The sequence below is a fragment of the Bradyrhizobium sp. Gha genome (genome assembly GCF_900113735.1).
In the GTDB taxonomy this organism is placed as follows: domain Bacteria; phylum Pseudomonadota; class Alphaproteobacteria; order Rhizobiales; family Xanthobacteraceae; genus Bradyrhizobium.
In genome coordinates this window covers 21,562-44,188 of the sequence record NZ_FOQM01000013.1, presented here as the reverse complement: position 1 = coordinate 44,188, position 22,627 = coordinate 21,562, and the positions used below count along the sequence as shown (strand labels likewise).

Genomic DNA, 22,627 nt, shown 5'->3' with positions numbered 1-22,627 from the left:
GCCAGGCTATTCCGGATCGAGCAAGGATGTGGGATCGGCCCCCACGGGGATCCCGTTTTCCCCTTTACCCGAGCGCCACCGGAAACGCCAATCTCCGGCAGCCTGCCTGCATTCACTTCCGTGCTATCGCACTGCGAAATCGGCATCGCAGCCATGCGGCCCGCTACCCTTCCATGGGTACGGGACCCGAGTGATGAACAGGCGCCTGAGAATGCCCGCTCAACGCATGAGCGCAAGCGCATCGGAGAAAAAGTCCGGACCGCCGAAATTTCCGGACTTTAGCGCAAGCAACATGCTGCCTGCACCGGCGCCGACTGCGCGCAAGACCGGTACGCCCGCCGCGATTTCCACTCCTACGAGAAATCCGGGAATTCTCAACCGATCGACGACGGCGCCGGATGTCTCACCGCCCGCGACGACCAATCGTCGTACGCCCGACCTCACAAGGCCTTCTGCAAGATCTGCCATCGTCTGCTCGATGGCGTGACCGGCTGCGTCGCGGCCGTGGCGCGCCTGGACCGCCGCGACCGCCTGAGGCGTGGCGCTTGATGCAATCAGCACGGGACCCTGAGCCAAGTGCTCCTTCGCCCAGTCCAGCGCGCGCTGCGCTTCATGCGCGCCCGCAAGAATACGGTCAGGCTCGAGACGGAGCACCGGCATGACGCGTTCGGCGTTGGCGATCTGCTGCAGGGTGGCCTGCGAGCAGCTTCCGGCGAGACATGCCACGGCTCCGCCGACGGCGGCCCCCTGCTGGCCGGCTGTGGCGGCCGATTTGACCTTGCCGCTGGACACCAGGGCTCGCGCCAGCCCGAGGCCGATGCCGGAGGCGCCGACCGACAGCCGGTGCTCGCCGGCGACAAGGCCGATGGTCTCGAGGTCACGGTCGAACACGGCATCGATGATCGCAGCGCCGATACCCTTGCCCGACAATTCAGCAAGCCGGGCCCGCACGGCCTCCGCGCCACGCGTGAGGGTCGCGAGCTCGACGAGACCGATCGGCGTCTTGCTCTGACGCGCCAGCACGCGCACCAGGTTGGAATCGTGCATCGGATTGAGCGGGTGGTCTTTCAGCGGGCTCTCGCTCAGCGGCACGGCGCCGACGAAGAGATTGCCCTGATAGACGGTTCGGCCCGTCTCGGGAAAAGCTGGCGTCACCAGCACGACGGCCTCGCCGCAATCTGCGCGCAGCGCGTCCATCACCGGCCCGATATTGCCTGCATCGGTGGAATCGAAGGTCGAGCAGATCTTGAACAAGACATGGCTCGCGCCCCGACCGCGCAGCCATTTTTCTGCCGCACGCGAGCGCGACACCGCGAGCCCCGGCTCGATCGACCGGCTCTTCAGCGACACCACGACGGCATCGACCTCGGGCAGCTTCAGATCGTCGGCGGGCACGCCGATGGTCTGCACCGTGCGCAGGCCGGCGCGCGTCAGCGTGTTGGCGAGATCGGAGGCGCCGGTATAGTCGTCGGCGATGCAACCCAACGCAAGGGTCATGGCTTCACTCCCGCGTAGGGCTTGAACCAGGCAAGGCCGTCGTTGGTCTTGCCGCGCGGATTGTATTCACAGCCGACGAAGCCGGCATAGCCGAGCCGGTCGAGCTCTGCGAACAGGAACGGATAGTTCAGCTCCTCGCCATCAGGCTCGTTGCGCGAGGGAATGCTGGCGACCTGGATATGGCCGATGATCGGCATCATCTCGCGCAGCCGCATCGTGACGTCGCCATGAATGATCCCGCAGTGATAGATGTCGAACTGCAGCTTCAGGTTCGGCAGCCGCAGCTCCTGGATCAAATCGCGCGCGAAGCCGAAATCGTTGAGGAAGTAACCGGGCACGTTGCGGGCGTTGATCGGCTCCAGCACGATGTCGATGCCATGCGGCGCAAAGAACTCCGCGGTCCAGGCCACCGATTTGTAGAAGGCCTCGATCGCAACGCGCTCGCTACGGTTGGCGATGCCCGCCATCAAATGCAGCCGCTTCACGCCGGTGGCTTTGGCATAAGGCAGAGCCGTCTCCAGGCTCGCCTTGAGATCGTTGAAGCGCGCCGGCAATGCCGCGAAGCCCTTCTCGCCGGCGTCCCAGTCGCCCGGCGGTAGATTGAACAGCGCCTGGGTCAGGCCGTTGCGCTCGAGCCGCTCGCCGACAGCTTCGACCGGATGCCCATAGGGAAACAGAAATTCGACCGCGGTGAAGCCGGCCTGTGCGGCGGCATCGAAGCGCTCGAGGAACGGCACCTCGGTGAACATCATCGAGAGGTTGGCGGCGAAACGGGGCATTGGCGATCCTCTTTTACCTGTCGCCGGGAAGCTTCACACCGGTGACCTGCGCATACATCCGCGCCACCGAGGCGTCGTCGTCGCGGCCCATGCCGGCGGCTGCCGTCATCAGGAACATCTGGAGCGCAGCTGCCGAGACCGGCACCGGGAATCTGGCGCTGCGCGCCATGTCCTGGATGATGCCGAGGTCCTTGACGAAGATCTCCACTGCGCTGCGCGGCGTGTAGTCACCATCGAGCACGTGCGGCATGCGGTTCTCGAACATCCAGGAATTGCCGGCGGACGCCGTGATCACCTCATAGACTTTGCGGATATCGAGGCCCTGCTTGGCAGCGAACGCCATCGCTTCACTGGCGGCCGCGATGTGCACGCCGGCCAGCAGTTGGTTGATCATCTTGAACGCAGCGCCCTGGCCCGCGGCATCGCCGAGTTCGTAAAGTTTTGCGGCCATCGCATCGAGCGCCGGACGCGCTTTGGCGAAGGCAGCAGCGCTGCCGGAGGCGAGAATTGTCAGCTCACCCTGCGCGGCGCGCTGCGCGCCGCCGGAGATCGGCGCATCCAGGTAATGCCGGCCGGTCGCCTCGAGCTGCTTGGCGAGGCGCCGCGCGACGTCGGGATCCATGGTGGCGGAGGAGATGAAGACGCCATCCTTCGGCAGGGTCTCCGCGATACCATCCTTGCCGAACAGGATTGCTTCGGTCTGGGCGGCGTTGACGACGACGCTGACCACGATGTCGGCGCCCTTGGCGGCCTCGGCCGGCGTTGTCGCGCCGGTGCCGCCATCCTTCACGAAACGCGCGACCGCATCGGCCGACACGTCGCAGCCCGTGACGGCGTGGCCGGCGCGCTTCAGCGAGGTCGCCATGCCGTATCCCATCGAGCCGAGCCCGACGACCGCGATGCGCTGGTTTTGTGACGTGGAGGCAGACATGCAACTAACCCTTGCGAACGTTTCCCGACAAGCCGGCCTTTGCGGCGGCTCCTGACCTCGAATAACACGCCTTGGCCGCGCTGCCAAAGCGTGAGACAAGCAGGCATGACGGCCATGAGAACTGAAACGAGCAACGAGACAAGGCTGCGGGAGGACATCTGCCGGTTCGGACGGTCCCTGTTCGAGCGCGGGCTGACGCCGGGCTCTTCAGGCAATATCAGCGTCCGCCTGGATGGCGGCGGCTGGCTGGTGACGCCGACCAACGCCTCGCTCGGATTCCTCGATCCCGCCAAGCTGTCACGACTGGATGAACAGGGCCGGCTGGTTTCGGGCGATGCGCCGACCAAGGAAGTTCCGCTCCACACCGCGCTCTACGACACGCGCGGAAGCGCGCGGGCGATCGTACATCTGCATTCGACACACTCGGTCGCGCTCTCGATGCTGCCCGAGATCGACCCGCGCGCCGCGCTGCCGCCGATGACGGCCTATTATTTGATGAAGTGCGGCGCCACCGCACTCGTGCCCTATTATCGTCCCGGTGATCCCAAGGTTGCCGATGCCATCAAGGGGCTCGCCGGCAACTATTCATCGGTGCTGCTCGCCAATCACGGCCCGGTCGTCGCCGGAGACACGCTGGAAGCGGCCGTGTTCGCGACCGAGGAACTGGAGGAGACGGCCAAGCTGTACCTGCTGCTGCGCGGCATGAACCCACGTTATCTGTCACCGGAGCAGGTGGCGGATCTGGTGAAGGTGTTCGGGGTGACGTTGCCGGAGCATGGGGACGGGCATTAGCTGCTGCGCCGCCAAGTGCGGACTAGCGACGTCTCGCCCACCACTGTCATTCCCCGCGAAAGCGGGGAATCCAGTACGCCGCGGCTTCTCTGTATATCGCTGACGTCTCGGAGTACTGGATCGCCCGATCAAGTCGGGCGATGACACCGAATATGTTGCTCGAGCGTGCCCAACAGTTCGCCGCTACAGCCCCAGATAAGCCTTCCGCACGTCGGGATTGCCCTTGATCTCCGCCGATGGTCCCTGCATCAGCACACGACCGGTTTGCAGGATGTAGGCGCGGTCGGCGATCTCCAGACACTCGGCCATGCGCTGCTCGACGATCAGCACGGTCATGCCCGAGTCCCGGATCAGCTTCACCGCCTGAAAAATCTCATCGACGAGTTTCGGCATGATGCCCTGCGAGGGCTCATCCAGCATCAACAGCCTCGGTCGCGTCATCAGCGCGCGGCCGATCGCGAGCATCTGCTGCTCACCGCCGGAGAGCGTCTCGGCGCGTTGCTCGAGACGTTCGGACAAGCGCGGGAACAGCCTGAAAACGAGATCGAGCGGCCCCTCGCGATCCGCCTCGCTGCGATAGAGATAGCTGCCGAGGCGAAGATTGTCGCGCACCGACAGGCGCGGGAACAGGCGGCGATTCTCCGGCACATAGGCGATGCCGGTGGCGGTGACGTGATGCTGCGCCATGCCGTCGAGACGCTTGCCATCGAACGTGACCGAGCCCGAACGCGGACGTTCGGCACCGGCGATGGTCTTGAGCAGCGTCGACTTGCCCGCGCCATTGGCGCCGGCGACGCAGACGATCTCGCCCTTCTGGACCTCGATACTGACCGCGGAGATCGCGACCAGGCCCTGATAGGCCGTCGTGACTTCATGCACCGACAGCATGACGATCTCCCAGATATGCCTTGATCACCTTGGGATCGCGGACGACGTCGGCGGGCTTTCCCTCGACCAGCACCTTGCCGAGGTCGAGCACGATGGCGCGATCGACCAGCGGCATCACGATCTCCATGACATGCTCGACCATCAGCACCGTGATGCCGGCATCGCGCACCTTGCGCACCAGTGCCACGCCGGTCTGCGCCTCGGTCGGCGTCAGGCCGGTGAGGACTTCGTCGAGCAGCAGCAGCTTCGGTTCGGTCGCGAGCGCACGGGCCACTTCGAGGCGACGCTTCTCGGCGGGCACGAGATCGCTCGCAAGCACGTCGGCGCGCGCGGCAAGGCCGGTGAACTCCAGCACCTCATGCGCCTTGCGGCGGGCTTCGCGCATCACGGTGTTGCGCACGAGCGCACCGACGATGACGTTGTCGATCACCGTCATCGTCTCGAAGCTCTTGACCACCTGGAAGGTGCGCCCCACCCCGCGCTGGCAGCGCTCGGCGGCAGGCAATCTGGTGACATCCTCGCCGTCGAACCAGATTGATCCCTGCGTCGGCGGCAACACACCGGCGATGAGATTGAACAGCGTCGATTTTCCGGCGCCGTTCGGGCCGATCAGCCCAACGATCTCGCCGCGGCCGACCGAGATCGAGACGTCGCTGTTGGCAACGAGGCCACCAAAGCGCTGCCAGACGCCGCGGGTTTCAAGGAGCGCGGTCATCGCGTGGCCCCTTTCGCTTTCGAGCGGGAGAACAGGCTCACGAGCCCCTGCGGCAGAGCCAGCGAGATGGCCACGATCAGCGCGCCATAGACGATGAGGTCGACGCCGCGGCCGGAGCCGCCGATATAGGATCGCGTCAGCTCCGTCATCGGGATCAGGATGGCAGCCCCTAGCACCGGCCCCCAGAGGGTGCCGATGCCGCCGAGCACGGCCGGCAGCGCCATCAGCAGCGAGAACTGGAAGCCCATCACGCTTTCAGGGTCGATGTAGGCGAGGAACTGTGCGTAGAAGGCGCCGCCGATGGCCACCAGGAAAGCGGACACGGCAGCCGCGCCCATCTTGGAGTTGAACACGACGACGCCCAGGCTCTCGGCCGCTTCCGGATTGTCCTTCACCGCGCGCCACCAAAAGCCCCATTTGGAGTCCTCCAGCCACCAGGTGACGAACCAGGCGACGCAGCACAGCGCCAGTGCGAAATAGAAATACGGCAGCTTGCTGCGCAAGAACTGGAATTTCAGCCAGCTGTCGCCACGCACGGGAATGGTGATGCCCATCGCAGCCCCCGCCCATTCCCAGTTCTGGAACAGCAGCAGCCCGATCTCGGCGATGACGATGGTCGCGATCACGAAGTAATGGCCGCGCAGGCGGAAAAAGGGATAGCCCAGCCCCATCGCGATGACGGCCGCAATGACGCCGCCGGCGAGCATGCCGAACCACGGCAGCACGCCGAACTTCGTGTACAGCAACTCGGTGGCGTAGGCGCCGATGCCGAAATAGAGCGCGTGTCCCAGCGAGATCTGCCCGCAATAGCCGGACAGGATATTCCAGCTCTGCGATAACGCCGCATACATCAGGGTCAGGATCAGGATGTTCTGGACGTATACGTCCTGGACGAATAATGGCGCGAGCGCTGCGAGCCCGGCAAGGACCGCGGCGATGAGGAGGTCGCGGCGGCGCCGCGCGGCAAAACGCTTGTCCATCACATCTGTCCGAACAGGCCGCGCGGCCGGATGAATACGACGAGAAGGTACACGGCATAGATGCCGACCGACTTCAGCGAAGGCGGCAGCACCAGAGCGGTGGTTGCTTCGACGAGACCCACGACGATGCCGCCGGCAAAAGCACCGAACACGCTGCCGAATCCGCCCAACGCCACCGTGACATAGGCGATCAGCGCAAAGGACGCGCCGACATCGGGGTAGATATAGAAGAAGCTTGCCATGATCGCTCCGGCAAGGCCGACCAGGGCGGCACCAAGCCCCCAGCCGAGCGCGAACACGCGATTCCTGTCGATGCCGACGAGAGCCACGGCGCCGGGATCTTCACGCGTGGCCTCGAGGGCGCGACCGAAATCGGTGCGATTGATGAAGACGTAGAGCCCGGCAAAGGCCAAAATCGAGACCAGCGCACCCATCAGCTGCGGCTCGGGCAGGAAGATGCCGGCGATCGAGATCGTCTTGCCGCCGAGCCAGGACTGCGGAATGCTGCGATAATCCGGCGTGAAGAAGAACTGCGCCAGCCCGCGCATCACGATCGCGAGGCCGAAGGTGGAGAAGATCTGCACCATGCCGGCATTGGCCTTGGCCCGCATCGCGAAGCGCACGACCAGCAGATAGACCACGGCCCCGAGCACGAAGAGCGCAGCCGCAACCAGCGGCGCTGACAGCAAGGGATCAATGGCGAAGAACGTGAACAGGAAGAAAGACACGTACATCGCGATCATCAGGAACTCGCCATGGGCGAAGTTCACGACGTCCATCAGGCCGAAGATCAGCGCGAGACCGACCGCGATCAGTCCGTAGAGCAGGCCCATCAGCAGGCCGCTTGCGAGACTCTGGATAATGGCTTGGGCTGTCAAATGTCCGTCCCCCGAGATGATGCGCTCAGAATGAGAGCCGAAGCTATCTCCTCCGTCGTTGCGAGGAGCTCGCGACAAAATTGCGTAGCAATTTTGCGCTGATGCGACGAAGCAATCCAGAGTGTCCCCGCGGATTGCTTCGCTTCGCTCGCAATGACGGTGCAATGAGGCAGCTCGATTGGCCGCCAAGTTGCGCGGTCACCGCGCCGCTTACCTCATCGGCCAGGTCGCCTCCGCGATCGCGGCCTGCGGCGGGAAGATGGTGACGAACTTGCCGCCGACATATTGCAGCAGCACCGGGTTGGCGTCGTTGTTCTGGCCCATCTCGTCGAACTTCACGCGCTTCCACGGCATGATGGTCTGCTCGCCCGGGATGTCGGTCGCAGCCAGCGCATCGCGGATCTTCTCGCCGTCGGTCGACTTGGCGCGGTTGATGGCATCAGCGAGGATGATCAGGCCCATGAACTGACGGGAGGTGAGGTCGTTCAAATCCTTGCCCGACTTCGCCTTGAACATCTCGTTGACCTTGCCCACCATCGGGCGCTTCTGGGCGAGGTCGAGCGAGAACGTGCCGCGCGAGATCACGCCTTCGAGCTTGTCGCCGACGGCGTCATAGAGCGCCTTCTCGGAGAAGCCGGCATCCTGCGCCACGATTGCGTTTGGCTTATAGCCGAGTTCGGCCATGGTCTTGACCAGAAGAATGCCGTCGGTGGTGTAGCTCGAGGGCATCAACACGTCGGCATTGGCAATCTTGAGCTGCTGCACCTCGGCCGATAGCGACGGCGAGTTGGCGCGGTACTTGATGTCGGAGACGATCTTGTAGCCGCGCTCGCCGGCGATCTTGGCCTGGGCGTTGCCGGAGTCGGTTCCGAAGATGGTGTCCTCGTGGAACAGCGACAGCGTCTCGATCTTGGTCCCCTTCTTCTTCATGGCGTCGAAGAAGTCGAACATCGCGGCCGAGTACATCTCGTCGTGCGGCGCGGCGCGGAAGTAATATTTGAGACCGCGGCGATGCAGGCTCGGCGAGGAATTATCGGCCGAGACGAACGGGATCTGGTAGCGCTCGCAGATCTGGCTGACGGTGACCGCGACCGCGCTCTGATAGGTGCCGATGATGGCGCAGACCTTCTCCTGCGTGATCAGGCGCTCGGCTTCCGCACGGCCCTTCTGCGGATCGGCCTGGTGATCGGCGAACACGAGACGAACCTTGGCGCCGCCGAGGCTCGGCAGGCCCTCGCCCTTCGCCAGCGGCAGATCGAAATCACTGTCCTTGTTGATGACCTCGAGCGCGGTCTCGTAGGCCTTTTGGGCATCGACGCCCTGCTGCGCGCTGCCGCCGGAGAACGGATAGATCACGCCGATCACGACTTCAGAGGTCTGGGCTCTTGCGGCAATCGGCACCAGCGCGGCAGTGGCGGTGGCACCGAGCAGAACGTCGCGGCGAGAGATCGTCATGGCAGAGTCCCCTGTTACTGTATTTTGCGCGTATCGAATGAAGCGATTGGTCGAGAGCGTAAAGCCCGAAGAAGCAGCAAACACTGCCTGCTAAATCACGGCCATGTGCCTGTTCTTCAGATCCGTCACCAGCATCAGGCCGGGCGAATGCGTGATTGCGAATGGTACCTTGGCGGCGTTGATCACTGATTGCGGCGTCACGCCGCAGGCCCAGAATACCGGGATCTCGTCATCGGCGACAGCCACGGCATCACCATAGTCGGGCTTGGCAATGTCCTTGATGCCGATCAGGTGCGGATGGCCGAGATGAACGGGCGCGCCGTGAACGGCGGGATAGCGCGAGGTGATCTGCACCGCCCGGATCGCATCGGCCGGCTTGAACGGACGCATCGAGACCACCATGGGGCCGGCAAATGGTCCTGAAGCGCCGCAGGCAATGTTGGTGCGGTACATCGGCACACGCACGTTCTGCTCGATGTGACGGATCGGCATGCCTTCCTCCAGCAACGCCTCCTCGAATGAGAACGAGCAGCCGAGCACGAAGGTGACGAGGTCGTCGCGCCAATGCTTCTTCACATCGGTCGGCTCATCGACGACTTCGCCGTCGCGCCAGACGCGGTAGCGTGGCACATCGGTGCGAATGTCGAGATCGGCGCCGAGCGCAGGGATGTGCGGGCTCCCGACGTCGGACATGCCGATGATCGGGCACGGCTTCGGATTGAGCTGGCAGAAGCGGTGGAAGGCGCTGGCGTATTCCGCCGGCAGGATCGCCAGATTGCCCTGGACGAAGCCCGGAGCCACCCCCGCGGTGGAACCAACCTCGCCACCGCGATAGGCGAGGCGCGCCCGGCGGCTCGGGAGCGTGTCGGCCGTTTCAGTTTGCTGCGCTGCCACAAAAACAATCATGCGATCGACCTGCCTATGAACTCGACAAGCCTAGCCAACATCAAGCATACTATAAAGTCTAATCGTCCTTTTTAATCGATATCGATAAAGTTGCTTTATCGATCGGGAAAATCCTTCCAATGCTGGACTTCAGATCGATCGAAACATTCCTTTGGGTCGTGAAGCTCGGCAGCTTCCGTGGCGCCGCGGCGCGGCTCAATACGACCCAACCGGCGATCTCCCAGCGCATCGCCCAGCTCGAGCGCGAGATCGGTGTGAAGCTCCTGAACCGCGATCATCGCGTGGCCTCTCCGACTCCGAGCGGCCGGCAGATGATGGTCTATGCGGAGAAGCTGATCGGCCTGCGCGCTCAGATGATGGCCGAGATCGGCGATCGCTCGGCGATGCGCGGCGTCATGCGTCTCGGCGTCGCCGAGACCATCGTGCACACCTGGCTGCCGCAGCTGGTGAAGAGCATGAACGAGGTCTATCCGAACCTGTCGCTGGAGATCGAGGTCGACATCACACCGAACCTCACCGCGCGCCTGCTCGCGCAGGAGATCGAGCTCGCCTTCGTGGTCGGACCGCTGTCGGTCTCGGGCGTGCACAACCGCCTGCTCGCCGATTATCCGATCGGCTTTCTCGCCAGCCCGTCTCTCGGGCTCGGCCACGGTCCTGTGACGCAAGTGGATCTCGCCCGCTTTCCGATCATCACCTTTCCGCGCAAGACGAGGCCCTATGAGGTGGTGCGCGAGGTATTCGACCGGCCGGACTTGCCGCCGATCCGGCTGCATGCTTCCGCGTCGCTTGCGACCGTGATCCACATGGCGGTGGAAGGTCTCGGCATCGCCGTAATCCCCGACGCCATCGTGGAGAAAGAACTCGCCGACGGACGGCTGCAATTGCTCGACACCGATCTGGAAATTGCGCCACTGACGTTCACCGCGAGCTGGCTGGCCTCGCCTGATGTCGTGGCGGTGGAGCGCGTCGCCGCGCTTGCCTGTCAGATTGCGCAGAGCAGACTCGCGGTTGACGCGCCCGCGCTGGCGCGTCATTGAACGAAGGCCGGACTTTCTTCCGTCATTCCGGGGCTCGCGAAGCGAGAACCCGGAATCTCGAGATTCCGGGTTCGCCCTTTGGGCGCCCCGGAATGACAGCGACAAATGGAAAAAACGCATGAGCCGAGCCGCGAGCAACCTGCAAATCGATTCCGCCCGCCTCTGGGGATCCATCCACGAGACCGCGCAATTCGGCGCGACGGCCAAAGGCGGCGTGCGGCGGCTGACGCTGAGCAGCGAAGACAAGCAGGTTCGCGACTGGTTCCGCAAGGCCTGCGAGGACGCCGGCCTCGAAGTGCACACCGACGCGCTCGGCTCGCAATTCGCGCTCCGCAAGGGCCGCGACATGTCGAAGCTGCCCGTCGGCATCGGCTCGCATCTCGATACCCAGCCGACCGGCGGCAAGTATGATGGCATTCTGGGAACGCTCGGCGCGCTCGAAGTGATCCGCACACTCAACGACGCCGGCATCGAGACCGAAGCGCCGATCTGCATCGTCAACTGGACCAACGAGGAAGGCTCGCGCTTCGCGCCGGCGATGATGGCCTCCGCCGCTTACGTCGGCGATTTCACCACCGACGACATCCTCTCGCGCAAGGACATCGAGGGCACCTCCGTCGGCCAGGCGCTCGACAGCATCGGCTATCGCGGCGACAAGCCGGTCGGCTTCCAGAAGCTCGGCTGTTTTGTCGAACTCCACATTGAGCAAGGCCCGATCCTGGAGGCCGAGGGCAAGACCATCGGCGTGGTCGATTCCGGTCAGGGCGTGCTGTGGTACGACGGAAACATTTCCGGCTTCGAGAGCCATGCGGGATCGACGCCGATGCCGCTGCGGCGCGACGCGCTGGCGACGCTGTCCGAGATCGTGCTGGCGATGGAAGCCATCGCCAGGAAGAACGGGCCGAACGCGGTCGGCACCATCGGCGAGGCCGTGATCGCAAATCCCTCGCGCAACGTCATTCCCGGCGAGGTCGCCTTCACCATGGATTGCCGCAGCGCGGACGGCGCGATCATGGATGCACTCGATCGCGACCTGCGGGCGGCCATCGCCGAGATCGCCGCACGCCGCAAGGTCGATGTCAAGGTCGATCTCGTGTGGCGCAAGCCGCCGACGCATTTCGATCCCAAGCTGATCGCAGCAGTCGAGAACGCCGCGAAGACGCTCGGCTACTCCTCCCGTCGCATCACCTCCGGGGCCGGCCACGACGCCTGCAATCTCAACACCATCATGCCGGCCGCCATGGTGTTCGTGCCCTGCAAGGACGGCATCAGCCATAACGAGTTGGAGGATGCCACGCAGGGCGACTGCGCCGCGGGAACCAACGTGCTGATGCACACCGTGCTGGCGATCGCCGGCGTCGCATCCTGATTGGAGACAGACATGCACGGAGTTTTCGTCGACGCTAACGAAGCGCTCGCCGCGATCATGGAAAGGCTGGAGAAGCCAGGCGATCCCAAGGTGCGGATCCACAGGGACCCAGACATCAAGCCCGAGCAATATCCTGAGATTCTCGACGGTGCGGAGATCGCGATCGTCGACCACACCGCGCTGCCGACCGAAATCGCCAGGAAGTGCGCGGGGCTCAAGCACGTCGTGTTCCTCGGCACCGGGGCGCGCAGCTACATGAATCCGGAGGAGCTCGCAGAGCTCGGCATTTCCGTACATCTGATCAAGGGCTATGGCGACACGGCGGTGGCCGAATCCGCGATTGCGCTGATGTGGGCCTCGGCCCGCGTCATCGCCATGATGGACCGCGAGATGCGTGCCGGGAACTGGCTGCGCGAGGACGGCATGCAGCTCACCGGCAAGACGCTCGGGCTGATCGGCTTCGGCGGCATCGCCGCCGAGGTCGCGCGCATCGCATCCGGCAGCGGCATGAAGGTGATCGCCTGGAACCGGTCGCCGAAGAGCCATCCGGGCGTCGCGTTCGTCGACCTCGACACGCTGCTGGCACGGAGCGACGTGGTGTCCTTGCATCTGCTGCTCAACGACGAGACGCGCGGCATGATCACCCGCGAAACAATCGCGAAAATGAAGCCGGGCGTCGTTTTCATCAACACTGCACGCGGCGCCATCGTCGACGAGCAGGCCATGATCGACGCGCTGAAATCAGGCCACATCCGCCATGCCGGCCTCGACGTCTTCAACATCGAACCGCTGCCGGCAGATCATCCGCTGACCAGGATTCCGAACGTGACGCTGTCGGCGCATTCCGCCTTCCGCACGCCGGAAGCCAGCGAAAACCTGATCGAGGCGGCATGGGTTCATTGCCGCCGGATCGTGAATTCGTAGGGTGGGTTAGCAGCCCTGCAGATGCGCGAAGCGTATCTGCAGGGCGTAACCCACCACTATCTGTTTCCGCGGAGACAGAAGAGGTGGGTTACGGCTTCGCCTAACCCACGCTACGCTCCCCGCCATCGTAAGAGGACAAGAAGAACAACAATGGCCGACTATCGCACCATCAAGGCAGAGCCGCTCACCGACGTTGTCGGCGCCATCGTCAAAGCGGGCGGTTCGACGGACCGCGAGGCCGAGCTCGTGTCTACCAATCTCGTCGAGGCCAATCTCAAGGGACATGACTCCCATGGCGTCGGCATGATCCCGCGCTATGTCCAGAGCGTCGTCAATGGCGGCCTCGCCGTGAACCAGCACGTCAAGATCGTGCTCGACACCGGCCCGCTTCTCACCCTCGATGGCCTCACCGGCTACGGCCAGGTGATCGGCCACGAAGCGATGGAACTGGCGGCCGAGCGCGCCAAGCGCAACGGCGTGTGCCTCGTCGGCCTTTCCAACGCGCACCATATCGGCCGCATCGGCCATTGGGCCGAGCAATGCATCGACCATGGTCTCGTCTCTATTCACTTCGTCAACGTGATCTCGCGCCCGATCGTGGCGCCTTGGGGCGGCAGCGATGCGCGCCACGGCACCAACCCGTTCTGCGTCGGCATCCCGCGCCGGGGCAAGGAGCCGATCGTGCTCGACTTCGCCACCAGCAGGATCGCGCAGGGCAAGACCCGAGTCGCCCACAACAAGGGCGTCGAACTCGCGCCCGGCACCATCATCGACAATGAAGGCAGGCCCACCGTCAATCCACGCTACACCGTCATTCCGCCGCACGGCGCTATCCTGCCATTCGGCGAGCACAAGGGTTCGGGGCTTGCGCTGGTGTGCGAAATCCTCGGCGGCGCGCTCTCCGGCGGACAGGTGGTCAAGGGGCCGTCCGACGGCAAGTACAACGTCCTCAACGGCATGCTCTCGATCATCATCGATCCGGACAAGCTCGGCACCGGCGAAAACCTCGCGCGCGAAGTCGAGAGCTTTGTTGCCTGGCACACCGGCTCGCCGCCCGGCCCCGACGTCGACAAGGTCAGGATCGCGGGTGAACCAGAGCGCGAGACGAAGAAGAAGCGGCTCGCCGAAGGCATTCCGGTCGACCCGACGACCTGGCAGGAGATACTGGAAGCCGGGAAGAAGTTCGGGCTGGATCCGGCGGCGATCGAGAAGATCGCGGGGTGAACGGGGGCCAGAGGCGCTCCTCTTCCCTTCTCCCCTTGTCAAGGGGAGAGGGTGAAAGATGCACCTTAATCCACCATATCCGCAACGGCCTTGCCGCAAGCCGTCGTGTCGGCATTGCCGCCGAGATCCTTGGTCCGCAGCGTGCGCTCAGCGAGCGTGCGCTCGATCGCTTCGACGATCGACCTGCCGGCTTCCTTCTCGCCGAGATGATCGAGCATCATCGCGCCCGACCAGATCGCGCCGATCGGGTTGGCGATGCCCTGCCCTGCAATGTCGGGGGCAGAGCCGTGCACCGGCTCGAACACCGACGGGAAATTCCCTTCGGGATTGATATTGCCCGACGGCGCAATGCCGATCGTGCCGGTGCAGGCTGGGCCGAGATCGGACAGGATGTCACCGAACAGGTTCGAGCCGACGACGACGTCGAACCAGTCAGGATGCAGCACGAAGTTCGCGGTGAGAATGTCGATGTGGTACTTGTCCCACTTCACGCCCGGAAACGTCTTCGCCATCGCCTCCACGCGCTCGTCCCAATAGGGCATGGTGATGGAGATGCCGTTCGACTTCGTCGCCGAGGTCAGATGCTTCTTCGGCCGCGACTGGGCGAGTTCGAACGCGAATTTCAGGATGCGGTCGACACCAGTGCGGGTCATCACCGTCTGCTGCGTGACGAATTCGCGGTCGGTGTCGGGGAACATGCGGCCGCCGACCGAGGAATATTCACCTTCGGTGTTCTCGCGCACCACCCAGAAATCGATATCGCCGGGCTTGCGGTTCGCCAGCGGCGACGGCACGCCGGGCATCAGGCGCACCGGGCGCAAATTCACGTATTGGTCGAACTCGCGGCGGAACTTGATCAGGGAGCCCCACAGCGAGACGTGATCCGGAATTTTCGCCGGCCAGCCGACCGCGCCGAAATAGATCGCATCGTGCTTGCCGATTTTCTCCTTCCAATCGTCCGGCATCATCTGGCCGTGCTTCTCGTAATAGTCCCAGGACGAGAAGTCGAAATGATCGAAATGCAGGGACACCCCGTGCTTCTTCGCCGCGGCCTCCAGAACGCGCATGCCTTCCGGCACCACTTCCTTACCGATGCCGTCGCCGGGAATGACAGCGATCCGGTATTGTTTCTTGCTCATCGAGAACGTCCCTGGTTGATCCGGCAGCCGCCGCCGTTTGATTGCACTGCAATGGACCAAAGTCGGCGGCAGTGCAACGCTGCACTGCAATGTTGACCGTGGCGTAACCGAGCGCCTACTGATTTCATTCTGTTCCCATCCTGCGAGTAGCTCTCATGGATCTGCATCTGCATGGCAAGCGCGTCCTGATCACAGGCGCGTCCAAGGGCATTGGCGCCGCCGCTGCCGAGGCGTTTGCCGAGGAGGGCGCAAACCTCCTGCTCGCCGCTCGCAGCGGCGACCAGCTCAACGCGCTGGCCGACCGTCTGCGCTCGGCGCACCAGATCGATGCGACGACGAGCGTCGTGGATTTGCGCAAGGCCGATGACGTCGCCCGGCTCGCCAAGCAAGCCGCCGAGATCGACGTGCTCGTCAACAATGCCGGCGACATCCCCGGCGGCTCGATCGACAAGATCGACGAGACGACCTGGCGGCACGCTTGGGAATTGAAGGTGTTCGGCTACATCAACCTCACGCGGCAGATTTACGCGCAGATGAAGGCGAAGGGCGGCGGCGTCATCGTCAACGACATTGGTGCCGCCGGCGAAAAGTTCGACGCGAATTACATCTGCGGCAGCACCGGCAACGCCGCCTTGATGGCTTTTACCCGCGCGCTCGGCGGCAAAAGCCTCGCCGACAACATCCGCGTGGTCGGCATCAATCCCGGCCCCGTCGGCACCGACCGTCACGTCACGCTGCTGAAGACGCGGGCCATGCACCAGTTCGGCGACGAGAACCGCTACAAGGAATTCCAGAAGGGCCTGCCGCTCGGCCGCCCCGCGCATGCGCGCGAGATCGGCGACCTCATGGCCTTCCTCGCGTCGGATCGTGCTGGTTACACGTCGGGCGTGATCTACACGGTGGACGGCGGCATCAGTGCCGGCTGGGGCTAAGTCTATCCACGTCATTGCGAGCGAAGCGAAGCAACCCAGAATCTTTCCAGGTAGGCAGTCTGGATTGCTTCGTCGCTTCACTCCTCGCAATGAACACATGATCTTAGGAGTAAGATAGTTGTCTCAAGACCTGATCCGCGAAACCGCCTGCACCGTCGTCGATTTCTTGCGCTCCGGCGACGTCTCGCCGCTTGAACTGCTTGACGTGCTGGAGAAGCGTGTCACGGAGGTCGATGGCAGGGTCAACGCACTGCCGACGCTGTGCTTCGATCGCGCGCGGGATAGCGCCAAGGCGCTGATGCGGAAGCCGGCAGGCGCCCGGGGGTTGCTCGCCGGCCTGCCGGTGCCGATCAAGGACCTGACCGATGTCGCCGGCGTGCTGAACACGCAGGGCTCGCCGATCTTCAAAGATACCATTTCCGCGACATCCGACCTCATGGTCGAGAACCTCGAAGCCAATGGCGCGGTGGTCTACGCCAAATCCAACACGCCGGAATTCGGCGCCGGCGCCAACACCTTCAACGAAGTGTTCGGCGCGACGCTGAATCCCTGGGATGTCTCGAAGTCGGCGGCCGGCTCCTCCGGTGGCGCGGCGGTGGCGCTTGCGACCGGCATGGCCTGGCTTGCACAGGGCTCCGACATGGGCGGCTCCTTGCGCAGTCCCGCCGCCTTCTGCGGAATCGTCGGCATGCGGCCGAGCATCGGCCGCGTCGCGCATACGCCCAAATCGGGCATCGACCGCAATCTCGGCGTCGTGGGGCCGATGGCGCGCAACGTCGAGGACCTTGCGCTGCTGCTCGATGCCATGAGCGGCGACTATGCGGACGATCCGCTGTCGCTGCCGGCGCCGACCACCTCGTTCCTGTCCGCGGCGCAGTCGGGCAGGAAGCCGAAGCGCATCGCCTATTCACCCGATCTCGGCATCACCCCCGTCGATCCCGAGGTCAAAGCCATCACCCGCAAGGCGGCCGAACGTTTCGCCGAGGCCGGCGTCATCGTCGAGGAGGCGCATCCGGACTGGCGCGAGGCGCATGAATGCTTCCACGTGCTGCGGGCCTTCGATTTCGCAATCACCAAGGCCAATCTGCTGCGCACCAGGCGCGACCTGCTCAAGCCCGAGGTGATCTGGAATATCGAAGAGGGCCTCAAGCTCACCGTCGATCAGCTCGCACGCGCCGAAGCCCAGCGCGTCGGCATGACCGCGCGCGCGATCGAGTTCTTCAAGACCTATGATCTGCTGTTGACGCCAACGACGATCGTGCCGCCCTTCCCGATCGAGAACCGCTATGTCGCAGAATGTGCCGGCAAGAGGTTCGAGAACTACATCGAATGGCTCGGCATCGTCTATGCCGTCACGCTGGCCTGCTGCCCGTCGCTTTCGCTGCCCTGCGGCTTCACGGCGTCCGGCCTGCCGATCGGCGTGCAGGTCGTCGGCGCGCCACGCACGGATGCGCAGGTGATCGCCGGCGCGAAAGTGCTGGAGGACATTTTGGGTCTGCGCGGCACGACGCCGATCGATCCGCGGGTGAAGAAGTAACTGCTCTCGGGTCCGGACGCGCGCTCACCTCGCGCGCGTCGCCTCCAGGCTCCGGCTGTAACGCGACATCGCGAAGCAGAACACGAAATAGATCGCGGCCACGAAGATATAGACTTCGACCGAAAACTGCTGCCAGGCCGGATCGATGATCGCGGTCTTGGCTGTCGTCAGAAGGTCGAAGATGCCGATGATCAACACGAGGCTGGTATCCTTGAAGAAGGCAATGAAGGTGTTGACCAGCGGTGGGATGACGTGGCGGATCGCCTGCGGGAGCACGACCAGCCGGTGCTTGCGCCAATAAGATAGCCCGAGCGCATCGGCGGCCTCATATTGCCCACGTGGCACCGCCTGGAGACCGCCGCGGATCACCTCGGCCAGATAAGCGCCCGCGAACAGGATGATCGCGATCTGCGCGCGCAGCAGCTTGTCGATGTTGAATCCGGCCGGCATGAACAACGGGAACATCACGCTTGCCATGAACAGCAGGCTGACCAGGGGCACGCCGCGGATCAGCTCGACATACAGCACCGAGACCGAACGGATCGCCGGCAGCTTTGAGCGCCGGCCGAGTGCAACCAGGATGCCGAGCGGGAAACCAAATGCCAGCCCTGATGTCGCCAGGATCAGCGTCACCGGCAAGCCACCCCAGCGGTCCTGCGAGACAAAGGAGAGCCCGAACACGCCGCCCCACATCAGCACGCTGATCAGCGCCAGCGCACCGACCCAGATGTAACCGAGCTCGCGCCGCCACAGCGCGCGGCGGGTGGAGAGAAAGTACAGCGCGATGAACAGCAGCACCGAGAGTCCAGGCCGCCATTGCTCGTCGAACGGATAGGTCCCGAACAGGATGAAGCGGTACTTCTCCGGGATGATGGCCCAGCAGGCGCCGAGACCGCGCACCGCCTTGCAGGCGCCGGAATCATTGGCCGGCGTCAGCCAGACCGCGTTGGCAATGCCCCACTGCACGAAGCTGATCACGCCTTTCGTCAGCACCGCCAGCAGAACGACCGTGAGGATGCCGTTCGGAATCGACGAGAACAGATTGCTGCGCAGCCAGCGCAGCACCGGATTGCCGATTTGCGGGCGTCGGGCGGCTCGGGGCACGTCGGGGATGTCTGCGATCGCGCTCATGCTCAGCGCTCCGCCAGCGCGATGCGCGCATTGTACCAGTTCATGAAGAAGCTGATGCCAAGGCTGATGGTGAGGAAGACGGCCATGATCAGCGTGATCGCCTCGATCGCCTGCCCGGTCTGGTTCAGCGTGGTGTTGGCGATCGAGACCACGTCCTGGTAGCCGATCGCGACCGCGAGCGAGGAATTCTTGGTCAGATTGAGATACTGGCTCGTCATCGGCGGCACGATCACCCGCAACGCCTGCGGCAGGATGATCTGCCGCAGCATGAAGCTGCGGCGCAGGCCGAGCGCGCTGGCGGCATCCCACTGCCCGCGCGGTACGGATTGAATGCCGCTGCGCACGATCTCGGCGATGAAGGCCGAGGTGTAGGTCACGAGCGCGATCAGCAGCGCGAAATATTCCGGCGCGAGCGTCAGCCCGCATACGAAGTTGAAGCCGCGCAGCTGCGGCCATTCGATGGTCCAGGACACGCCGAGCAACAGCGACACCGCTGCCGGCAGCGCGACAATGAGGCCGAGCGCAAAGGGCCAGGCCGGCCGCGGCCTGCCGTCGCGCATTTGCTGGGCGAGCAGCCGGCGCCGAATGGCATAAAACGCGACGGAGCCCAGCACGGCCGTGCCGAGGACCCAGAGTTGCGGCGAGCCAACCGGGATTGCCGGCAGGATCAAGCCGCGATTGGACAGGAACACACCCTCGACCGGCCGCCACGCCGCACGCGCCGCCGGCAGCGCCTGCATCAGCACGTACCAGAACAGCAGCTGAAGCAGCAGCGGGATGTCGCGCAGCACTTCCACATAGACGGCGGCGAGCCGCGACAGCAGCCAGTTGGCCGACAGCCGGGAAATTCCGATCAGCGTGCCCAGAATGGTCGCAAGCACGATGCCGATCACGGCGACACGCAGCGTGTTGGCAACGCCGACGACGAAGGCCCAGAGGTAGCTGTCTCTCGGATTGTACGCGAGCAGGCTGTCGGCAATCGGCATGCCCGCCTCGCGGCCAAGGAAGGCAAAGCCGGTGGTGATGCGGCGGGCCGAGAGATTGGTGACGGTGTTGGACCAGAGGAAAACGATGACCGCGACGGCGATGCCGACCACCAGCACCTGCCAGAACAGGCCCTTCAATTCATTCGGCCCGAGCGCGCCGAAAAGGCTGCGGCGCGGCGGCGGCCTCGGATGATCTGATGTCACGGCACAAAAATCCTTCCTGAAACAGCGATTTCGGCGGCGCACGTCAACTGTTGCACCAATCCCTAAATCGTGCAACAAATGTTTCATGGCCCTGTCAGCGAAATCCTCGCCTTTGAGCGAACTGCGCATTGCGTTGCCATCGCTGCCCCTGCGCTTGCAGGAGGTCGGGCGTTTCGTCGCGGCCAATGATTACGACGCCACCACGCGATCGATGCGCGATCTCGCGGCGGAAGCCGGCGCCGATCCGGCCGCGTTCACGCGCCTTGCCAAGGCGATCGGCTATTCCGGCTGGGACGAATTGCGCGCCGCGCTGACCGAGGCACGACGGCCATCGCAGATCTCACCCTTCTCCGTCCGCGCCAAGAACCGTCGTCACGGTCCGAATTCCGATGTCGCGCTCGTCACGGACAAGCTCGAGGCCGAAGCCGCCGGCCTGCCGCGCATCTCCGCCCACGCGATTGCGGACGCGGCTCGTGCGCTGCACGATGCAAAACGGATCTGGATCACCGGGTACCGCAGCTGTCGCAGCGTCGCGGAATTGCTCAATTACGAGCTCCGGCTGTTTCGCCCCGAACAGGTGCAGATCGTCGGCGCCTCCGGCCCTGATGATCTTGATCTCGGCGCGTTCCGTCCCGGCGAGGCCGTGATCGTCATCGGCTTTACGCCCTATACCAATGCCAGCGTCCGGGTCGCACAGGCAGCCTACCGCGCAGGCGCGACGCTGATCGCGATCGCTGACAGCGTGGCCGCGCCGATGGCTGAAGGCGCCGACCACGTGCTGCTGTTCGAGGCGGCCTCCTCGCCCGGCTTCTTTCCCAGCCTCACCGGCGCGCTCGCAATCGCGCAGTCGCTTGCCGCTGTCACGTTCTCGCTCGGCGGCGCAGCCGCCAAGAAGCGCTTAGAGGACACCGAGGCGCGGCTCGCCGCGGCCTCCACTTATGTTTCAGAGAAAGGTTGATCCATGGGCACCCGCACCAGCCGCGTGCTGCATCGCTCGTTGCGCGAGACGCCCCCCAGGGCGATCGGCGGCGAAGGAATCTATCTCTTTGCCGAGGACGGCCGCCGCGTGATCGACGCCTCCGGCGGCGCGGCGGTCTCCTGCCTGGGCCATCAGCATCCCCGCGTGATCGCGGCCATGGCGAAGCAGGCTTCGACGCTCGCTTATGCGCACACCGCCTTCTTCTCCTCCGAGCCGGCCGAGGCGCTGGCCGAGGCGCTGGTCGGTCACGAGCCCGGAGGGCTCGCCTACGCCTATTTCGTCAGCGGCGGATCGGAAGCGATCGAGGCCAGCATCAAGCTGGCGCGGCAATATTTCATCGAGCGCGGAGAGCCGCAACGGCAGCATTTCATCGCGCGGCGGCAGAGCTATCACGGCAACACGCTCGGCGCGCTCGCCGCCGGCGGCAACGCCTGGCGCCGCGCGCCCTATGCGCCGCTGCTCTCGGCCGCCTTCAGCCATGTAACGCCCGCCTTTGCCTATCACGAGAAGCACGACGGTGAATCCGATGCGCAGTTCGCGGCGCGGCTGGCCTCGGAGCTGGAAGCCGAGTTCCAGCGTCTCGGCCCAAGCACCGTTGCGGCGTTCCTCGCCGAGCCAGTCGTTGGCGCCACGGCCGGCGCCGTGACCGCGCCCGACGGTTACTTCAAGGCGGTGCGCGAGATCTGCGACCGGCATGGTGCGCTGCTCATCCTCGACGAGGTCATGTGCGGCATGGGCCGCACCGGCACGACGCATGCCTGGGAGCAGGAGGGCGTCGCGCCCGATATCCAGGCGATCGCCAAGGGGCTCGGCGGCGGCTATCAACCGATCGGCGCGATGCTCGCGAGCAGAGAGATCGTCGATACCATCCGCTCTGGCTCGGGCGCCTTCCAGCACGGCCACACTTATCTCGCACATCCCCTGGCCTGTGCGGCTGCGCTCGCCGTGCAGGACGTGATCCGGGAGGACAAGCTGCTCGAGCAAGTGAAGCGGCACGGCAAGTTGCTCGAGCAGCGGCTCACCGAGCGCTTCGGCAATCACCGCCATGTCGGCGACATCAGGGGCCGCGGCCTGTTCTGGGCGATCGAGCTGGTCGCCGACCGCGCCACCCGTGCTTCGTTCGATCCGGCGCTCAAGTTAAACCAGAAGATCAAGGCGGAGGCCTTTGCTATTGGGCTCGGCTGCTATCCCGGCGGGGGCACCGTGGACGGCGTCCGCGGCGACCATGTGCTGCTGGCACCGCCCTATATCGCGTCGGCAGGCGAGATCGATCAGATCGTCGACAAGCTCGGCACGGCCGTCGACATCGTGTTGCGTAGTGTCAATCACTGAGGGGAGAGTAGC

21 protein-coding genes are annotated in these 22,627 nt (G+C 64.5%); 9 read left to right on the top strand and 12 right to left on the bottom strand.

Going from position 1 to position 22,627, the window contains the following annotated elements:
• Window positions 1–219 precede the first annotated feature (219 nt).
• From otnK to ltnD, 3 genes are read right to left on the bottom strand one after another with little or no spacing between them, the layout of a single operon-like run.
• Window positions 220–1,497, bottom strand: a complete 1,278-nt coding sequence (otnK, locus tag BM222_RS17525; RefSeq protein WP_092229695.1) for a 3-oxo-tetronate kinase — start codon at window positions 1,495–1,497, stop codon at window positions 220–222.
• Entirely contained in the window at window positions 1,494–2,276 is a 783-nt protein-coding gene (gene otnI, locus BM222_RS17520; protein WP_092229693.1) for a 2-oxo-tetronate isomerase, read from the bottom strand. The genes otnK and otnI overlap by 4 nt, the downstream gene beginning before the upstream one ends.
• 13 nt (window positions 2,277–2,289) lie before the next feature.
• Window positions 2,290–3,207, bottom strand: a complete 918-nt coding sequence (ltnD, locus tag BM222_RS17515) for an L-threonate dehydrogenase (protein WP_092229692.1) — start codon at window positions 3,205–3,207, stop codon at window positions 2,290–2,292.
• A 105-nt stretch (window positions 3,208–3,312) separates the two neighbouring features.
• On the opposite strand from ltnD, the gene otnC reads away from it, so the two are divergent.
• The gene (gene otnC, locus BM222_RS17510) at window positions 3,313–3,999 is read left to right on the top strand and encodes a 3-oxo-tetronate 4-phosphate decarboxylase (RefSeq protein WP_177243283.1); all 687 of its coding nucleotides are present in this window, start codon (window positions 3,313–3,315) and stop codon (window positions 3,997–3,999) included.
• Between the two features lie 183 nt (window positions 4,000–4,182).
• Here otnC and BM222_RS17505 read toward each other — a convergent pair whose 3' ends face one another.
• The 6 genes from BM222_RS17505 to BM222_RS17480 all read right to left on the bottom strand — a co-directional run bounded on the left by BM222_RS17505 (window position 4,183) and on the right by BM222_RS17480 (window position 9,821).
• A complete protein-coding gene (locus tag BM222_RS17505) occupies window positions 4,183–4,887 on the bottom strand; it encodes an ABC transporter ATP-binding protein (protein ID WP_092229690.1) in 705 nt (234 codons plus the stop codon).
• Window positions 4,871–5,602 (bottom strand): ABC transporter ATP-binding protein, encoded by a 732-nt coding sequence (locus BM222_RS17500; RefSeq protein WP_092229688.1) that lies wholly within the window; start codon window positions 5,600–5,602, stop codon window positions 4,871–4,873. Before BM222_RS17500 ends, BM222_RS17505 begins: the two co-directional genes overlap by 17 nt.
• Entirely contained in the window at window positions 5,599–6,582 is a 984-nt protein-coding gene (locus BM222_RS17495; protein ID WP_092229686.1) for a branched-chain amino acid ABC transporter permease, read from the bottom strand. The genes BM222_RS17500 and BM222_RS17495 overlap by 4 nt, the downstream gene beginning before the upstream one ends.
• Entirely contained in the window at window positions 6,582–7,460 is an 879-nt protein-coding gene (locus BM222_RS17490) for a branched-chain amino acid ABC transporter permease (protein WP_092229684.1), read from the bottom strand. Before BM222_RS17490 ends, BM222_RS17495 begins: the two co-directional genes overlap by 1 nt.
• 210 nt (window positions 7,461–7,670) lie before the next feature.
• The gene (locus tag BM222_RS17485) at window positions 7,671–8,915 is read right to left on the bottom strand and encodes an ABC transporter substrate-binding protein (protein ID WP_092229682.1); all 1,245 of its coding nucleotides are present in this window, start codon (window positions 8,913–8,915) and stop codon (window positions 7,671–7,673) included.
• Between the two features lie 90 nt (window positions 8,916–9,005).
• Entirely contained in the window at window positions 9,006–9,821 is an 816-nt protein-coding gene (locus BM222_RS17480) for a putative hydro-lyase (protein ID WP_092229680.1), read from the bottom strand.
• A 119-nt stretch (window positions 9,822–9,940) separates the two neighbouring features.
• On the opposite strand from BM222_RS17480, the gene BM222_RS17475 reads away from it, so the two are divergent.
• The 4 genes from BM222_RS17475 to BM222_RS17460 all read left to right on the top strand — a co-directional run bounded on the left by BM222_RS17475 (window position 9,941) and on the right by BM222_RS17460 (window position 14,375).
• Complete coding sequence (locus tag BM222_RS17475) at window positions 9,941–10,858, top strand: LysR family transcriptional regulator (RefSeq protein ID WP_092229678.1); 918 nt, start codon at window positions 9,941–9,943, stop codon at window positions 10,856–10,858.
• Window positions 10,859–10,976: 118 nt separating this feature from the next.
• Window positions 10,977–12,227 (top strand): Zn-dependent hydrolase, encoded by a 1,251-nt coding sequence (locus BM222_RS17470; protein WP_092229676.1) that lies wholly within the window; start codon window positions 10,977–10,979, stop codon window positions 12,225–12,227.
• Between the two features lie 12 nt (window positions 12,228–12,239).
• Window positions 12,240–13,151 carry an NAD(P)-dependent oxidoreductase gene (locus tag BM222_RS17465; RefSeq protein WP_092229674.1) on the top strand — a complete coding sequence of 304 codons (912 nt, stop codon included), beginning with the start codon at window positions 12,240–12,242 and terminating at the stop codon, window positions 13,149–13,151.
• 150 nt (window positions 13,152–13,301) lie between these two features.
• A complete protein-coding gene (locus BM222_RS17460) occupies window positions 13,302–14,375 on the top strand; it encodes a malate/lactate/ureidoglycolate dehydrogenase (protein ID WP_092229672.1) in 1,074 nt (357 codons plus the stop codon).
• A gap of 65 nt (window positions 14,376–14,440) precedes the next feature.
• On the opposite strand, the gene BM222_RS17455 is transcribed toward BM222_RS17460, so the two are convergent.
• Window positions 14,441–15,514 carry a tartrate dehydrogenase gene (locus tag BM222_RS17455; RefSeq protein ID WP_092229670.1) on the bottom strand — a complete coding sequence of 358 codons (1,074 nt, stop codon included), beginning with the start codon at window positions 15,512–15,514 and terminating at the stop codon, window positions 14,441–14,443.
• 155 nt (window positions 15,515–15,669) lie between these two features.
• Between BM222_RS17455 and BM222_RS17450 the strand changes: the two genes are divergently transcribed.
• Together BM222_RS17450 and BM222_RS17445 are read left to right on the top strand one after the other, a co-directional pair.
• Window positions 15,670–16,446: an SDR family oxidoreductase gene (locus tag BM222_RS17450; protein WP_092229668.1), complete on the top strand. Its 777-nt coding sequence runs from the start codon at window positions 15,670–15,672 to the stop codon at window positions 16,444–16,446.
• Window positions 16,447–16,564: 118 nt separating this feature from the next.
• Window positions 16,565–17,983 (top strand): amidase, encoded by a 1,419-nt coding sequence (locus BM222_RS17445; protein ID WP_092229666.1) that lies wholly within the window; start codon window positions 16,565–16,567, stop codon window positions 17,981–17,983.
• A gap of 24 nt (window positions 17,984–18,007) precedes the next feature.
• Here BM222_RS17445 and BM222_RS17440 read toward each other — a convergent pair whose 3' ends face one another.
• Window positions 18,008–19,114: an amino acid ABC transporter permease gene (locus tag BM222_RS17440; RefSeq protein WP_092229664.1), complete on the bottom strand. Its 1,107-nt coding sequence runs from the start codon at window positions 19,112–19,114 to the stop codon at window positions 18,008–18,010.
• Window positions 19,115–19,116: 2 nt separating this feature from the next.
• Window positions 19,117–20,304, bottom strand: a complete 1,188-nt coding sequence (locus BM222_RS17435; protein ID WP_092229662.1) for an amino acid ABC transporter permease — start codon at window positions 20,302–20,304, stop codon at window positions 19,117–19,119.
• Between the two features lie 85 nt (window positions 20,305–20,389).
• Between BM222_RS17435 and BM222_RS17430 the strand changes: the two genes are divergently transcribed.
• Entirely contained in the window at window positions 20,390–21,262 is an 873-nt protein-coding gene (locus BM222_RS17430) for a MurR/RpiR family transcriptional regulator (RefSeq protein ID WP_092229660.1), read from the top strand.
• A 3-nt stretch (window positions 21,263–21,265) separates the two neighbouring features.
• A complete protein-coding gene (locus BM222_RS17425) occupies window positions 21,266–22,615 on the top strand; it encodes an aspartate aminotransferase family protein (RefSeq protein ID WP_092229658.1) in 1,350 nt (449 codons plus the stop codon).
• Window positions 22,616–22,627: the final 12 nt, after the last annotated feature.

Bases quoted from the DNA above. Each gene is read 5' to 3' on its own strand.
- ltnD (WP_092229692.1), bottom strand. From the start codon at position 3,207: ATGTCTGCCTCCACGTCACAAAACCAGCGCATCGCGGTCGTCGGGCTC.
- otnC (WP_177243283.1), top strand. From the start codon at position 3,313: ATGACGGCCATGAGAACTGAAACGAGCAACGAGACAAGGCTGCGGGAG.
- BM222_RS17470 (WP_092229676.1), top strand. From the start codon at position 10,977: ATGAGCCGAGCCGCGAGCAACCTGCAAATCGATTCCGCCCGCCTCTGG.
- BM222_RS17480 (WP_092229680.1), bottom strand. From the start codon at position 9,821: ATGATTGTTTTTGTGGCAGCGCAGCAAACTGAAACGGCCGACACGCTC.
- BM222_RS17460 (WP_092229672.1), top strand. From the start codon at position 13,302: ATGGCCGACTATCGCACCATCAAGGCAGAGCCGCTCACCGACGTTGTC.
- BM222_RS17455 (WP_092229670.1), bottom strand. From the start codon at position 15,514: ATGAGCAAGAAACAATACCGGATCGCTGTCATTCCCGGCGACGGCATC.
- otnK (WP_092229695.1), bottom strand. From the start codon at position 1,497: ATGACCCTTGCGTTGGGTTGCATCGCCGACGACTATACCGGCGCCTCC.
- BM222_RS17425 (WP_092229658.1), top strand. From the start codon at position 21,266: ATGGGCACCCGCACCAGCCGCGTGCTGCATCGCTCGTTGCGCGAGACG.
- BM222_RS17500 (WP_092229688.1), bottom strand. From the start codon at position 5,602: ATGACCGCGCTCCTTGAAACCCGCGGCGTCTGGCAGCGCTTTGGTGGC.
- BM222_RS17450 (WP_092229668.1), top strand. From the start codon at position 15,670: ATGGATCTGCATCTGCATGGCAAGCGCGTCCTGATCACAGGCGCGTCC.
- otnI (WP_092229693.1), bottom strand. From the start codon at position 2,276: ATGCCCCGTTTCGCCGCCAACCTCTCGATGATGTTCACCGAGGTGCCG.
- BM222_RS17475 (WP_092229678.1), top strand. From the start codon at position 9,941: ATGCTGGACTTCAGATCGATCGAAACATTCCTTTGGGTCGTGAAGCTC.
- BM222_RS17430 (WP_092229660.1), top strand. From the start codon at position 20,390: ATGGCCCTGTCAGCGAAATCCTCGCCTTTGAGCGAACTGCGCATTGCG.
- BM222_RS17495 (WP_092229686.1), bottom strand. From the start codon at position 6,582: ATGGACAAGCGTTTTGCCGCGCGGCGCCGCCGCGACCTCCTCATCGCC.
- BM222_RS17465 (WP_092229674.1), top strand. From the start codon at position 12,240: ATGCACGGAGTTTTCGTCGACGCTAACGAAGCGCTCGCCGCGATCATG.
- BM222_RS17485 (WP_092229682.1), bottom strand. From the start codon at position 8,915: ATGACGATCTCTCGCCGCGACGTTCTGCTCGGTGCCACCGCCACTGCC.
- BM222_RS17440 (WP_092229664.1), bottom strand. From the start codon at position 19,114: ATGAGCGCGATCGCAGACATCCCCGACGTGCCCCGAGCCGCCCGACGC.
- BM222_RS17505 (WP_092229690.1), bottom strand. From the start codon at position 4,887: ATGCTGTCGGTGCATGAAGTCACGACGGCCTATCAGGGCCTGGTCGCG.